The sequence below is a fragment of the Olivibacter sp. XZL3 genome, assembly GCF_004368405.1.
Taxonomy (GTDB): Bacteria; Bacteroidota; Bacteroidia; order Sphingobacteriales; family Sphingobacteriaceae; genus Olivibacter.
This window is the reverse complement of record NZ_SBJH01000010.1, coordinates 118,165-132,324: the sequence shown is the minus strand read 5'-3', so window position 1 is coordinate 132,324 and position 14,160 is coordinate 118,165. Positions and strand designations below refer to the sequence as shown.

The window sequence follows — 14,160 nt, the reverse complement described above, 5'->3', positions numbered from 1 at the left end:
TTACTTTTTCCTTTTTAACACCAAGCCACTTAAGGGGGGCAGGGTAAGCTGCGCTGAATAAGCTTTATGCATCCAGGGATGAGGCTCCGCCACAACCGGTTCACAGCCCACGCCACTTCCAAAATATACTTGATCGTCTGAATTCAACAATATTTCATAGCTACCCTTAGCAGGGAGACCAATGCGATAAAACTCTCTAACAACCGGCGTCAGATTGAGTACAACAATCAAATCGTCTGCTTGTAAATGCCCTTTCCGATAATAAACCACTACCGAGCGCTCGTGGTCACCCAATTCGACCCATTCGAAACCTTCCGCCGAAAAACTCTTTTCATATAACGCTGGTTGGGTTCTATAGAGGCTGTTCAGATCTTTTACGAAAAGAAACAGTCCTTTATGCGGCGGATATTGAAGCAGATGCCAGTCAAGCGACCTGTTATAGTCCCATTCGGCCGTTTGCCCAAATTCGCCCCCCATAAACAACAACTTGGTACCTGGGTGTGTAAACATATAGAGATATAGCGCGCGGAGATTGGCAAAACGCTGCCACTCATCCCCCGGCATCTTATATATTAACGACTGCTTTCCATACACTACTTCATCGTGCGATAAGGGAAGCATGAAATTTTCGTGAAAGGCATAAACCGTACTAAAGGTAATTTGCTGATGATTATACTTCCGGTGAACCGGGTCTTGCTTAAAATAATTTAACGTATCGTGCATCCACCCCATCATCCACTTCATCCCAAAACCTAAACCGCCCGCAAAAGTAGGGGTGGTAACGCCGGGCCACGCCGTTGACTCTTCGGCAATCATCTGTATATCCGGAAAAGCCGCATAGGCAGCCTCATTCAATTCCCGTAAAAAGCTTACGGCCTCCAAGTTTTCACGCCCACCGTATTCATTCGGTATCCACTCATCCTGTTTCCGCGAATAATCCAGGTAAAGCATGGAGGCCACCGCATCTACCCGTATGCCGTCTGCATGATACCTATCCAGCCAAAACAGCGCATTGCTTATCAAAAAAGCCCTGACTTCATTACGGCCATAATTAAAAATATACGAGCTCCAATCAGGGTGATAACCTTTTCGCGGATCTGCGTGTTCGTATAAATGCGATCCGTCGAAACAATACAGGCCGTGTGCATCTCCCGGGAAATGAGAAGGAACCCAATCAAGGATAACACCTATATCATTCAAATGCAATTGCTCAATAAGGTACATAAGCTCCTGCGGCGGACCATATCGGGCGCTTGCCGCAAAATAACCCGTTACTTGGTAGCCCCACGACGGATAGTACGGGTGCTCCATAATGGGCATCAGCTCAACATGCGTAAAACCAGCTTCTTTGACATAAGGCACTAACTGATCGGCCACCTGGCCATAGCTTAATAGGCGATCCGGATGTGCGGGATCTCGCATCCAGGAACCAAGGTGCAGCTCATATACTGATATTGGCTTGTCCAAACCATTGTGTAGATGTCTTTTTGCCATCCAATTTTCGTCCTTCCACTCATACCAGGTGGTAGCCACCTTGGACGCCGTTTGCGGCGGCGTTTCCCAGACCAGCGCAAAGGGATCTCCCTTTTCTAAATTCTCTCCTGCCGCGGTTTTGATAATATATTTGTAGTTAGTTCCTAAGGGAACATCTGGAATAAAGCCTTCCCAGATACCCGACGCATCCCATCGAACGTATAAAGGATGTGAGTAAGGATTCCACCCATTAAAGTCACCTATTACACCCACGGAGGCTGCTGTAGGCGCCCACACAGAAAAATAGGTACCACTCTTTCCTTCTTTCTCTAGATAATGAGCCCCAAATTTCTCATATAGCTTAATATGTTTTCCTGCTTTGAAAAGGTTAACATCAAACTCAGTAAACAACGAAAATACTTCGACAGTACTATGCATAGTATGGTATAGTTTTTTTTAAAAAGTTAGGCACTTTCGGTAGTCACTGCGTTTTTGTTTATAGGGCGTGCCACCCGAACAACGTAATTCGGGGCACACGCCGGCCACTGAAAGAAAATATGTTAGCCTATATAGCTAGTAAATATTCCTTTCTATTTTATTCAACGACAATATTCCGGAAATCTTTATTAACCTGAATAGTTGGAACCCCCTCTTCCTCTTTCCATTCAACGGCCCGATTATCAACCAATATTTTCTTTATTTCAAAAGGTAAGCCAATAAAACATAACGTATAAGTTTCATACCTCTCTGTAAACAATCCATCAATCGTTTGGTTTAAGGTCAGGCTATTTTTTTCACCTTTTAGTACAATTTTTTTCTCAAGATATATTTCCTGCTCGTAAGCGAAGGTATCTCCGTGATCTTCGTAAATAAAAGAGTTCACTTCGAGGTCGGCATAGTAAACGCGCAGTTTCAGAAACTCTACCTGCCGAAGATCGACATATTGCATGACAGGAAACTCCGGAATGACGGCGCCGGCTTTTATAAACAGGGGCATTTCGTTTAATGGGGTCGGAATGTCGTGCTCCTCGCCGCCTTTAAACAGCTTGTTCGACCAATAGTAATACCAGGAACCTTCAGGCAGGTAAACTTTTTTACTTAACTGCCCGGGATTGATAACCGGCGAAACCAGCACCTTATCGCCAAAAGAAAATTCTTCTTCTCTCGGTATATTACTCTCGATCGCCTGTTCAAGCATCGTTATAGGCCGTAAGATAGGGAAACCATATTGCGCATGCTCCCAAAACACGGAATAAATATAGGGCAGAAATTTATAACGAAGTTCGATAAACTGCTTATTGATTGCTTCAAATTCTTCTCCGAAGCTCCAAGGCTCCCGCTCGCGCGTGTCGCCCGCTGAATGTGCCCTCATAAAAGGTGAAAAGACTCCAAACTGAATCCATCGGCTAAACAACTCGCCATCGGGCTCACCACTGAACCCGCCGATATCCGTCCCGCAAAAAGGCATGCCTGACACCGATAGGCGTTGAAGCTGCAACACCCCCAAACGGAGGTGCTCCCAAGTAGCCACATTATCGCCTGTCCAAACCGAAGAATACCGTTGCGTCCCCGCATAGGCGGCGCGGGTAATGGTAAAGGGCCGCTTTCCGTGATTCAACTTTTTCAGACCTTCATAGGTTGCCCGTACCATTTGCATTCCGTATACATTGTGCGCCTTGCGGTGCGAACCGCGATAGCCATCGTAGTTATGCCTCACATCGTTGGGAAAAGTCCCGCGCCCAAATACGGCGGGCTCATTCATATCGTTCCATACGCCAGCCACACCTACGTCAACCAGTCCCTTAAACAAACCACCCCACCATTCACGTGTATCGGGATTGGTAAAATCAGGAAACTGGCATCTACCGGGCCATACATGCCCTTCCATAAAGTAATCATCGCCCCTTCTGCAGAAGTATTTATTTTCTTTCCCTTCTTTAAAAACCCAATAATTATCATCCACCTTAATACCTGGATCAATGATGACAACGGTCTTAAATCCTTGATCGGCCAAGGTCTTGATCATCTTCTTGGGATTCGGGAAATAATGTTTGTTCCAAGTAAAGCAACGATAACCGTCCATATAATCGATATCCAAATAAATGGCATCGCAGGGGATATTTCTCGAGCGGAAGCCATCCGCTATTTCATGCACTTTACTTTCAGGATAATAGCTCCATCGGCATTGATGAAACCCTAAAGCCCATAATGGTGGCAAATAATGTGTGCCTGTAATGCTGTGGTAGCGTTTCACAACGTCCATCATATGTGGGCCATGGATATAATAATATTGCAGCTCTCCGCCTTCCGACCAAAAACTCGTTTGATCATTTTTTTCTGCCGCAAAGTCAAAATAAGTTTTAAACGTGTTGTCGAAAAAGATACCGTATGCCTCTCCTTCGTTCAGCCCGATATAAAAGGGAATACTCCTGTAGAGCGGATCTTGGTCAAACGAAAACGAGTAGGTATCCGAGTTCCAGTTGGTAACCCGTTTACCGCGTAAATTCAAATGCGTTGGCTTATCCCCTACTCCATAAAATGCTTCCTGTTCTTCTGCCACCTTGGTACAATAGACGTAATAGCCTCCAAAGTCGGGGTTCTCTTCCCAATGCATTGGTGTATGATCGCGGTTGATCACGCGCCCCTCTCTGTCTTGAAAGGAAATCAAAAAGTCTTCTTTATTAATTACACAAGTTACCGTGTTCGTGCTTACGCTGTAAGTATCATCCTCTTCTTGAAAAGCATAAAGCGCCACATGCTGATCGGGATTAGGAACGGCATACGAAAAGTCATCTAAAAATTGGTTATGCGGAGCTAGACGCACGCGAATAATCTCATCACTTACTACTTTAATTTCTACAGCAGCCGAACCATCTGTAAAAACATAACTATTACCATTTTGTGTATATCCTGTAATTTTCTGAAGATACTTTTTTACAATCTGTGGCAAATCCAGCACGGGATTGTTAACATGCTGGATACCCGATTCTAACACTTCTTCCTTAATTGGTTCTATTGTATTCTTATTAATTGTTTCAGCCATATTCTGTCTGTTTCAAATTTACATAGCCAATGTACAGTATTTGATGTACGAAAACAATAGACCAGGGACAATTTATATATTTAGTATTGGGTGATCTTACTTTGTTATTTTACTCCATAAGCGCCGGGCCGAAGCTTACGCTTTTCTGTCTGCTGTTTGGATTATAGCGGTCTGATAATAGCCTTCGGACGCTCTCCTGGAGGCGTATAACTTTTTGACAATAAAAGTTACCTTCTGTTTGTAAAAACAAAATCAAACGCTATATTTGCAATGTTCCTTTTAAATAAAGGCACTTAGCAATAAAAAATGTCAAAAGTCTTCACACATCACGTACATTTTCATCATCGCCTTTGCGGCGATATGTAATAAGTATGTTTCTACGTGAAGCAAATAAACTCCAATCGATTTTTCATTTTATTTTATTATTTAATAGCCTGTCAAGTACAAGCTATCAACCTTAATATACGTTATTAGATGTCATCTTTAAAAATTGCCATCCAAAAATCAGGCAGACTAAATGAGAAGTCTGTCGAGCTGCTTAAAAACTGTGGCTTAATCTTCGAAAACTATAAGAGCTCTTTAATATCCTCCGTATCCAATTTTCCATTAGAGATTCTTTTCTTACGTGATGACGATATACCCGAATACGTGCAAGACGGCATTGCGGATTTGGGAATTGTTGGCGAAAACGTGATTAACGAGACAGAAGTAGATGTACATTACCTCCAACGCCTTGGCTTTGGAAAATGCACCTTGAAAATCGCGATCCCGAATGAAAGCGAACTCACGACGATCGGCGATTTGGAAGGCCGGGCTATCGCCACTTCTTATCCAAACATTTTGAAGAAGTTTCTAGCCGACAATCAGATTGATGCGACCATCAGAACCATCTCCGGCTCGGTGGAAATTTCTCCCGGTTTAGGCTTGAGCGATGCAATCTGTGATATTGTTTCTACCGGTGGCACCTTAAAGAGCAACGGATTAAAACCTTTTGCCGACGTTATGTCGTCCGAAGCCATCTTAATCGGTAAGAACGGAATTGAAAAAGAAGAGATAGTAAAAGAGTTAATGCAACGTATTCAATCGGTTTTAAAAGCGAAAGAAACGAAATATGTTGTGCTTAATGTGAGACGTGAAAACCTGCCCGTTATCCTTAATCTGCTTCCAGGTGTAAAGAGCCCAACGGTGGTGCCACTCGCTGAAGAAGATTGGGTGGCGGTTCATACGGTTATCCAAGAACGTGATTTTTGGGAAAGAATAAATAAGCTTAAAGCCGCCGGCGCGCAGGGTATTGTTGTGATGCCGATTGAGAAAATTATTATGTAATTAGACAGACGATATCGGTATCAGGACTTAAGATTTATCATCATAATATATTGGTCTTGATACCTGCCCTCCGCAGACAGGCTTGATACTTTTATCTTAATACGAGTAAAACATGTTAAATACATATAACTATAACGAGCTTTCCCAGGATGCGCTAAACCAGCTGACGCTGCGCAATACAGATCCTGCCAATACCATTCAGGAAAGTGTTGACCATATTATTCAAAGCGTACGCGATAGAGGCGATGCGGCACTATTCGACTTCACCGAGCAGTTCGACAAGGTTAAACTGCAAAAATTATATATTGAAGAAGACGAGATCCAAGCACTGGCCACCAGCATCGGCAGGGAGCAGCAAAGGGCTTTGGAAATTGCATTTAACAATATTTACAAGTTCCACCAAAATCAATTACGGAAAGAAAAGAAAATAGACACCATGCAAGGTGTTACTTGCTGGAGAGAAGCGCGGCCCATCGAGCGCGTAGGACTTTATGTGCCCGGCGGTTCGGCGGTACTTCCCAGCACCTTCCTGATGCTTGGCGTGCCCGCTCGTATTGCCGGATGCAGGGAAATTGTGGTCTGCTGTCCACCACAAGCCAATGGCCTTATCAATGGTTATATCGCCTATTGTGCCTATTTATTGAAAATAAAACGGATTTACCTTATTGGTGGTGCCCAAGCTATTGCAGCCATGGCGTATGGAACGGCAACCGTTCCGAAGGTCGACAAAATATTCGGACCGGGAAATCAATTCGTTACAAAGGCAAAAACCACGGTACAAGCCACTACCAATACAGCGATCGATATGCCCGCGGGCCCCTCGGAAGTGCTGATCATAGCCGACCGGACAAGTAATCCGGTATTTGTGGCAGCCGATCTTTTGGCTCAGGCCGAACATGGTAAAGATAGCCAAGCCATTTTGGTGACCGATAGCGAGTCCATCATAAAAGAGGTTAATCAACAACTGGCCAAACAAATCGATATATTACCGAGAGCCGAAATCGCACGAGCCGCCATTGCTAACTCCTATGCCATATTGTGTAACGACTTAATAGATGCCATGGCATTTAGTAACGCCTATGCACCTGAACATCTTATCCTTGCACTCGACAATTGGCAATCAATTACGAACCGAATAATAAACGCAGGTTCGGTCTTCTTAGGGCATTTAACCCCTGAAAGTGCAGGAGATTATGCTTCTGGCACCAACCACACCTTACCTACAAGCGCTTATGCAAAGGCTTATGCCGGGGTGTCGGTAGATTCTTTTATTAAAAAAATTACTTTTCAGCATATTACATCCGACGGTATCAAACAACTCGGACCTACTGTAGAAATATTAGCCGAGCTCGAAGGGCTACAGGCCCATAAAAACGCAGTAAGCGTACGGTTAAAAGGTTAGTTGTTAGTTAAAATTTACTTTTTACTTTTTACTTTTTACTTTTTTTTTCAAACATGCTTGTCAATATCGAAAACCTGTTAAGGGAAAATATAAAAAGACTGACGCCTTATTCTTCCGCAAGGGATGAATTTAAGGGAGAGGCCTCCATCCTGCTGGATGCCAATGAAAACGCATTCGGATCGCCGCTACCGACCAATTACAACCGATATCCTGACCCTTTGCAGGGACGCTTGAAGACAAAAATCAGTCAAGTCAAAGGCGTTCCGCCTGAGCATATTTTTATCGGCAATGGCAGCGATGAGGCGATCGACCTGTTATTCCGAGCGTTTTGTCGCCCAGGTGTAGACAATATCATTATCGTTCCGCCAACGTACGGCATGTATGAAGTCTCGGCCAATATCAACGATGTACTTATTAAACGTGTTCCGCTCACCTCCGATTTTCAGCTCGATTTGAACGGTATTGCAGAAGCAATTGACGAATACAGCAAGATCATTTTTATCTGCTCGCCAAATAATCCGACAGGAAACGCCATCAACAGAAGCGATATTGAAACACTGTTGAATAACTTTAACGGCATAGTGGTTGTAGATGAAGCGTATATCAACTTTGCCAGACAACGCTCTTTTACACAGGAGTTGGCCGAATACAACAACTTGGTAATCCTACAGACGCTCTCAAAGGCGTGGGGTTTAGCGGGACTGCGAATCGGTATGGCATTTGCCGCCAGCGACATTATTCATGTATTCAATAAGATCAAACCTCCATACAACATTAACGAGGCCTCGCAAACATTGGCATTACAAGCGCTGGAGAATGTAGACGAAATCAACACCTGGATAAAGACTACGGTTGCAGAAAGAGAAAAGCTCGCTGCAAGCCTAAGCACATTGCCTTTCGTCCAACACCTATATCCTTCGGAGGCAAATTTCATTTTGGTAAAAATGACCGCCCCTAAAGCGGTTTACAATTACCTTGTTGAATTAGGTATTATTGTGCGCGACCGATCTTCAGTGATATTGTGCGAAGGCTGCCTCCGTATTACGGTTGGAACGCCGACCGAAAATCAACAACTCCTGAACGCGCTCAGCGGATATGTATCCGTTAATAAAGAGCAAGGAAATACTATTTAAAACACGACAAAATCTACCGAAAGCATCAAAGCACCTTTTTAAAAGAAACAGGAATAAATGGTAACTTTGTTTGCCGATAGGTGATAAGGAAGAACGAATTGACATATGGTTAGCAACAACAAAAAGCGCGTTTTATTTATCGATCGCGACGGAACTTTAATCCTTGAACCCGAAGACGAACAAATTGATTCCTTCGAAAAGCTTAAGTTTTATCCGGGAGCTTTACAATACCTACCTCGAATAGCCAAAGAACTGGATTATGAGTTGGTATTAGTGAGCAATCAAGATGGTTTAGGAACCGATTCGTATCCCGAAGCAAACTTCTGGCCCGTACACCGTTTTGTCATAGATACCTTTGCCGGTGAGGGTGTTCACTTCGCTGAGGAGCATATCGACCGTACCTTTCCGCATGAGCAAGCGGAAACCAGAAAACCGGGAATCGGGATGTTGAAAGCCTATTTCGACACAGAAAAATACGACTTAGCAGGTTCCTTTGTGATTGGCGACCGAATGAACGACGTCCGCCTTGCACAGAACTTAGGCGCAAAAGCGATTTGGCTGAGAAATGACGATTCGCTCGGAGCAGATGAAAACCTGCTCATCGACTCCCAAGTTGTTGCTTTGGAAACGACCGAATTCAGCAAAGTTTATGAATTTCTAAAAGTCGGAAGCCGTTCAGCGACACACCAAAGAACCACCAATGAGACGGACATATATGTATCGGTCAACTTAGACGGCAAAGGCAGGGCCGCTATTGAAACAGGCCTTCCTTTTTTCGATCACATGCTCGACCAGCTAGCACGCCATGGAAGTATGGACTTAACCATAAAAGCAAAAGGCGATCTCCATATCGATGAACATCACACCATTGAAGATACTGCGCTGGCATTGGGCGAAACCATTTTAAAAGCACTCGGCGATAAACGGGGAATCGAACGCTACGGCTTCTGTTTGCCAATGGACGACTGCCTGGCACAAGTAGCTTTAGACTTTGGAGGGAGAAACTGGTTGGTATGGGATGCAACGTTTAAGCGGGAGAAAATCGGGGAAATGCCTACAGAGATGTTTCTGCACTTCTTTAAGTCCTTTTCAGATGCCGCCAAATGCAACCTCAACATCAAAGCCGAAGGCGAAAACGAGCATCATAAAATTGAGGCTATTTTTAAGGCTTTTGCCAAAGCGATTAAAATGGCGACAAAAAGAGACCCGGAGCACATGGAACTGCCTAGCACAAAAGGCGTGCTCTAATACTAAGTTTTAAGTTCTACGTTTTAAGTAAATTGAGTGGTAATGCAGCGTAAAAAACACCACGTATAACATACAACTTTGGAAAAATGATCGGAATAATCAATTACGGCGCAGGCAATATTTTCTCGCTCACAGCTGCCCTCGACCGGCTAAATTTAAAATATGGTATGGTTAATGCGGGGGAAAATATGGAGAAATACAGCCATATTATTATACCTGGTGTTGGGCATGCCGGTGCCGCAATGCGAAAACTGGAGACATCGGGTCTAATTGATTCAATAAAGGCTCTTAAACAACCCGTACTGGGGATTTGTGTAGGCATGCAATTATTAACGCGCCATTCTGAGGAGGGAGATGCCCGGTTACTGAATATAATGGATATGGACACTTTACACTTTGCGCACAAGATTGCGCATAAAGTCCCCCATATGGGATGGAACAAAGTTAGCACCTGCTACACGAGCGAACTCTTCAAAGGAATTCCCGCTGACGCATATTTTTACTTCGTTCACTCTTATTTTATAGAATATAATCCTACTTTTACACTAGCTTATACGACGTATGGTCTCAAGTTTTCTTCGGCTATACAGTTTAACAACTTTTATGGGGTCCAGTTTCATCCTGAGAAATCAGGGGAAGCCGGAGAACTTTTATTAAAAAATTTTTGTACAATCTAATCAATAAAGAAATGTATATTATTCCAGCGATCGATATATTGGATAAAAAGGTAGTGCGTTTACGAGAAGGTAAATACGACGATGTGACCACTTACGACATCAGTTTGGAAGAGATGATAGAAAAGTATCAGTCAAACGGCACCGAGTTTGTCCATATCATCGATCTCAACGGTGCCAAAGGCGACTTCAGTAATCAACAGTACCTTTTTGACATCATCAAAAAAACGGACATGAAGGTGCAGTATGGCGGAGGGGTGCGAAGTATCGATAAGGTAAAAGAACTGATTGACGCCGGCATACACCGTGTAATCGTCGGAACACAAGCTATCACCAATCCGGAATTTTTAGATGAACTTAGTCACCTCTATTGTAATGGTATCAAATGCTCCGACCATATTGTGGTTGCTATTGATGTATTGGATGAGGTTATCAAATACTCGGGCTGGATGGAAAGCTCTCCATTGAAGTTGATCGACTATATAGATCGGTGCTTAGAACTCGGTTTCTTCCGGTTTTTATGTACAGACATCAATAAAGATGGAAAACTGGGTGGCGCCGGGGTCGACTTGTATAAAAAGTTGCTGGATCATTCACCCATTATTAAGTTGATAGCTTCTGGCGGCATCAGTTCCATCGAAGACATCAAAGCACTTGATGACCTGCGCATTGAGGCCTGTGTAGTTGGAAAAGCGATTTACGAAAACAGAATAAGTATTGAAGAAATAAAAGAATGGAACCTTCGTTCGCTCATCAACTTTTAAATACCGGCGTTGCTAAACGTCTTATCCCCTGTCTTGATGTAAAAGATGGAAGGACGGTGAAAGGGGTCAATTTTGTTGACCTAAGAGACGCCGGAGACCCGGTTGAGCTGGCTTGGCAATATTCCAGACAAGAGGCTGATGAATTGGTATTCTTAGACATTACCGCTACACACGAAAAGCGCAAAACAACGGTGGACATGGTGAAAGCCGTTGCCCGAAATGTGAATATTCCCTTTACCATCGGCGGCGGCATCCATGAAATAAGCGATGCCGATATCCTGCTAAACGCAGGCGCAGACAAGATATCCATCAATTCGGCCGCTGTAAGAAATCCAACTTTAATCGACGAACTGGCTAACGCTTTTGGCATTCAATTCGTCGTCGTAGCGATTGACACCAAATATATTGACGGCAAGAACTATGTGCATTTGAACGGTGGACGCATAAAGACGGATATTATCACCGAGGAGTGGATAAAAGAAGTAGAAAGTCGAGGTGCGGGAGAGATTTTACTGACATCGATGGATCACGATGGCACAAAAAACGGCTTTGATTGTACATTACTCCGCACCGTTAATCAAACGCTCAGTATACCTATCATTGCTTCAGGTGGTGCGGGCAGCCAACAGCACTTCGTAGATGTCTTTACACAAACCCAAGTCGACGCGGCTTTGGCAGCCTCGGTTTTTCATTACGGAGAGATACGTATACCTGAACTGAAAGAAGAATTAAGGACGCATGGTATTGAGGTCCGCTAAAGCTAATTAAATTAAAGAGAATGCTAGATTTCAATAAAGGAGCAGGTTTAGTCCCAGTCGTTATCCAAGACAATCAAACCCTTGAAGTGCTTATGCTGGGCTATATGAACAAGGAAGCATGGGAGAAAACAAAACAAGAACAGCGCGTTACTTTTTTTTCACGTACCAAGAATCGTTTATGGACGAAGGGAGAAGAAAGCGGCCATTACTTAGAAGTAGTATCTACCTCTATTGATTGTGACAATGACACGCTGCTAATCAAAGTGAACCCGGTCGGGCCGACTTGCCATACCGGATCACGGAGCTGCTTCAAAACAAACTACAACCAGAATTTTATTTTCCAGTTGGAAAAGATCGTAAACGATCGCTTTATAAATCCCACTGAAGGCTCTTATGTCAACAGGTTAAGGGAAAAAGGCATCAATAAAATCGCACAAAAAGTTGGTGAAGAAGCCGTAGAGACGGTGATAGCAGCACTTAATGAATCGGAAACCGACTTTGTCAATGAATCGTCCGACTTGGTTTTTCACCTGCTGGTTTTGTTGCGAGAGAAAAACATACCCTTATCGCGTATCGCTGAGAACCTAGCCGAACGGCATCAAAATTAAGCTATGAATAGATTCGAGGTTCGTAAGAAGTACACCTTGTCGGGACATCAGAACCCGATATTTGCGGTTGAAAGTGGAAGCGCCCGCTCTACCCTATTCACTGCAGGTAACGATAAAGGCGTCGTTGAATGGGATCTCGAGTCGGGTAAATTCACGAAAATACTTCTTCCGGTGAAAAGTTCGGTCTATTCTTTGCACCGCATCCCTTCCAGTAATCTGTTGACTGTTGGCGAACGTAGTGGATTAGTAACGATTGTCGACTTTGAAAAACAGCATATCGTTGCGCGCCTGCAACATCACGAAAAACCGGTCTTCGGAATACAAGCCTTTAGCACAAAAACGGAAATGATTGTATCTTCGGAAGATGGTACACTTTCGGTATGGGACACCACCAATTTTAAACTCTTGTATCATTTCAGCGTGTCGAAAGAAACCGTACGTTGCATTGCCCTCAATCGGAAAGAAGACATATTGGCCGTCGGCTCAAAAGACAGCATGATAAGGATATTCCAGGCGGCCGATTACAGCCGGTTACAGGAACTTGACGCGCACAGTGCCGCGATCACGTCACTGACCTTCTCCCCCGACGATGAGCATTTATTAACCGGTGGCCGGGATGCCCAATTAAATATCTTTGAGACGGGACACTTTCAATTGAAAAAGAACGTAACGGCTCACATGTTTAGCATTTACGGTATTGTATACCACCCGAGCCTTCCGCTTTTTCTAACCGCTAGTCGGGATAAAAGCATAAAAATCTGGCGGGCGAACGATTATTCCCTCATCAAAAATATCAGCCTTGAAAAGGGATATGAAAGCCATCGCCTGTCCATCAACAATATATCGTGGATAGACGATCAAACCTTCGTTTCCGTGAGTGATGATAAAACCGCTATCGTTTGGGAGATAAACCTTATTTAGTTCGTTTATTCGTCTCTTTTAGCTTAATTTTCGCTTTGGCCGCAGTATCTAAATCCTTATACTCATTATAAGAATCCATAATATAAAGACGGAGCGTTTCATCATTGGCTTCTTGAATGAACGACGCTTTGGGGCGGTATTTAGCCATAAACAAACTTAGGTCTTCCCCCCTTAGTGGTGTTAAACTGGTTATCAATCGTTCGTTAAATCGGGCGTCTATGATGCGATTATTGCTCTCTTCTTCCAGCATGTTGTATTGTCTGCGCGCATTCCGGGCATTTTTCCCAAAAATACGGGAAGGGGAAAAGCCAATACCGCCCATGCGTTGCGTCCCGTTTCCGGCGCTTCCACTCGATACCGTATTGGCAAACTGCCCTTCCTTCTTTAATCGTTCTTTCTCTTCCGCAATTCTGCTATTAGTTAAGGCGGTAACGTTCACTTCTTCTAACATGCGCGGGTCGTTGATCGGCGTTAAATAAACACGCTTCAAGGCAAAATCGGTTACGACTAAACTGTCGACTCGATAGCCAGGATAAGAAAAAACCAAAATATCGTCCTTAACGGCGGAAATGGAAAATTCCCCCGCTTTATTGCTACGCGTACTATCAGACCGGTTCAAATTCCTTACAGAGACTTCCGGCATGAATTCGTTACTCTTATATTCTAACACAATTCCCTTAAAACGATCCTGTGAACGTACCGTAAAAGCAGCAATCAATAAAACAAAAACTAGTATAAAAGGCCTAACCATATAATGTATTCTGATGTTCTTAGGTACAAACTAAACAGTTTTAAGCGAAAAGTGTTAGT

The 14,160-nt window shown here is 43.7% G+C and carries 12 protein-coding genes; 9 read left to right on the top strand and 3 right to left on the bottom strand.

The features are described from left to right. Both glgB and EPX21_RS04290 read right to left on the bottom strand, forming a co-directional pair. Complete coding sequence (gene glgB / locus EPX21_RS04295) at positions 1–1,911, bottom strand: 1,4-alpha-glucan branching protein GlgB (protein WP_134088433.1); 1,911 nt, start codon at positions 1,909–1,911, stop codon at positions 1–3. 157 nt (positions 1,912–2,068) lie between these two features. Beyond that, on the bottom strand, positions 2,069–4,516 hold the full coding sequence (locus EPX21_RS04290) for a glycoside hydrolase family 31 protein (RefSeq protein ID WP_134088432.1): 2,448 nt from the start codon (positions 4,514–4,516) through the stop codon (positions 2,069–2,071). A 474-nt stretch (positions 4,517–4,990) separates the two neighbouring features. Here EPX21_RS04290 and hisG point away from each other — a divergent pair, with 474 nt between their 5' ends. The 9 genes from hisG to EPX21_RS04245 all read left to right on the top strand — a co-directional run bounded on the left by hisG (position 4,991) and on the right by EPX21_RS04245 (position 13,350). Further along, a complete protein-coding gene (gene hisG / locus EPX21_RS04285) occupies positions 4,991–5,842 on the top strand; it encodes an ATP phosphoribosyltransferase (protein WP_134088431.1) in 852 nt (283 codons plus the stop codon). A gap of 112 nt (positions 5,843–5,954) precedes the next feature. Then, entirely contained in the window at positions 5,955–7,244 is a 1,290-nt protein-coding gene (hisD, locus tag EPX21_RS04280; RefSeq protein ID WP_134088430.1) for a histidinol dehydrogenase, read from the top strand. Between the two features lie 53 nt (positions 7,245–7,297). Then, the gene (hisC, locus tag EPX21_RS04275; protein ID WP_134088429.1) at positions 7,298–8,377 is read left to right on the top strand and encodes a histidinol-phosphate transaminase; all 1,080 of its coding nucleotides are present in this window, start codon (positions 7,298–7,300) and stop codon (positions 8,375–8,377) included. A gap of 105 nt (positions 8,378–8,482) precedes the next feature. Beyond that, positions 8,483–9,625, top strand: a complete 1,143-nt coding sequence (gene hisB / locus EPX21_RS04270; RefSeq protein ID WP_134088428.1) for a bifunctional histidinol-phosphatase/imidazoleglycerol-phosphate dehydratase HisB — start codon at positions 8,483–8,485, stop codon at positions 9,623–9,625. An 86-nt stretch (positions 9,626–9,711) separates the two neighbouring features. Further along, positions 9,712–10,302 carry an imidazole glycerol phosphate synthase subunit HisH gene (hisH, locus tag EPX21_RS04265; protein ID WP_134088427.1) on the top strand — a complete coding sequence of 197 codons (591 nt, stop codon included), beginning with the start codon at positions 9,712–9,714 and terminating at the stop codon, positions 10,300–10,302. 11 nt (positions 10,303–10,313) lie between these two features. Then, positions 10,314–11,063 carry a HisA/HisF-related TIM barrel protein gene (locus EPX21_RS04260; RefSeq protein ID WP_134088426.1) on the top strand — a complete coding sequence of 250 codons (750 nt, stop codon included), beginning with the start codon at positions 10,314–10,316 and terminating at the stop codon, positions 11,061–11,063. Next, positions 11,033–11,821 carry an imidazole glycerol phosphate synthase subunit HisF gene (hisF, locus tag EPX21_RS04255; protein ID WP_134088425.1) on the top strand — a complete coding sequence of 263 codons (789 nt, stop codon included), beginning with the start codon at positions 11,033–11,035 and terminating at the stop codon, positions 11,819–11,821. The genes EPX21_RS04260 and hisF overlap by 31 nt, the downstream gene beginning before the upstream one ends. 20 nt (positions 11,822–11,841) lie before the next feature. Continuing rightward, the gene (gene hisIE / locus EPX21_RS04250) at positions 11,842–12,429 is read left to right on the top strand and encodes a bifunctional phosphoribosyl-AMP cyclohydrolase/phosphoribosyl-ATP diphosphatase HisIE (protein ID WP_134088424.1); all 588 of its coding nucleotides are present in this window, start codon (positions 11,842–11,844) and stop codon (positions 12,427–12,429) included. Between the two features lie 3 nt (positions 12,430–12,432). Then, entirely contained in the window at positions 12,433–13,350 is a 918-nt protein-coding gene (locus EPX21_RS04245) for a WD40 repeat domain-containing protein (protein WP_134088423.1), read from the top strand. Here the strand turns inward: EPX21_RS04245 and EPX21_RS04240 are convergent. Continuing rightward, on the bottom strand, positions 13,343–14,101 hold the full coding sequence (locus EPX21_RS04240) for a hypothetical protein (protein ID WP_134088422.1): 759 nt from the start codon (positions 14,099–14,101) through the stop codon (positions 13,343–13,345). The genes EPX21_RS04245 and EPX21_RS04240 overlap by 8 nt on opposite strands. Between the last annotated feature and the right edge of the window lie 59 nt (positions 14,102–14,160).

Excerpts from the sequence above, each read along its gene's own strand:
- EPX21_RS04290 (WP_134088432.1), bottom strand. The coding sequence starts at position 4,516 with ATGGCTGAAACAATTAATAAGAATACAATAGAACCAATTAAGGAAGAA.
- hisC (WP_134088429.1), top strand. The coding sequence starts at position 7,298 with ATGCTTGTCAATATCGAAAACCTGTTAAGGGAAAATATAAAAAGACTG.
- EPX21_RS04240 (WP_134088422.1), bottom strand. The coding sequence starts at position 14,101 with ATGGTTAGGCCTTTTATACTAGTTTTTGTTTTATTGATTGCTGCTTTT.
- hisF (WP_134088425.1), top strand. The coding sequence starts at position 11,033 with ATGGAACCTTCGTTCGCTCATCAACTTTTAAATACCGGCGTTGCTAAA.
- hisIE (WP_134088424.1), top strand. The coding sequence starts at position 11,842 with ATGCTAGATTTCAATAAAGGAGCAGGTTTAGTCCCAGTCGTTATCCAA.
- hisG (WP_134088431.1), top strand. The coding sequence starts at position 4,991 with ATGTCATCTTTAAAAATTGCCATCCAAAAATCAGGCAGACTAAATGAG.
- hisH (WP_134088427.1), top strand. The coding sequence starts at position 9,712 with ATGATCGGAATAATCAATTACGGCGCAGGCAATATTTTCTCGCTCACA.
- hisB (WP_134088428.1), top strand. The coding sequence starts at position 8,483 with ATGGTTAGCAACAACAAAAAGCGCGTTTTATTTATCGATCGCGACGGA.
- glgB (WP_134088433.1), bottom strand. The coding sequence starts at position 1,911 with ATGCATAGTACTGTCGAAGTATTTTCGTTGTTTACTGAGTTTGATGTT.
- EPX21_RS04260 (WP_134088426.1), top strand. The coding sequence starts at position 10,314 with ATGTATATTATTCCAGCGATCGATATATTGGATAAAAAGGTAGTGCGT.
- hisD (WP_134088430.1), top strand. The coding sequence starts at position 5,955 with ATGTTAAATACATATAACTATAACGAGCTTTCCCAGGATGCGCTAAAC.
- EPX21_RS04245 (WP_134088423.1), top strand. The coding sequence starts at position 12,433 with ATGAATAGATTCGAGGTTCGTAAGAAGTACACCTTGTCGGGACATCAG.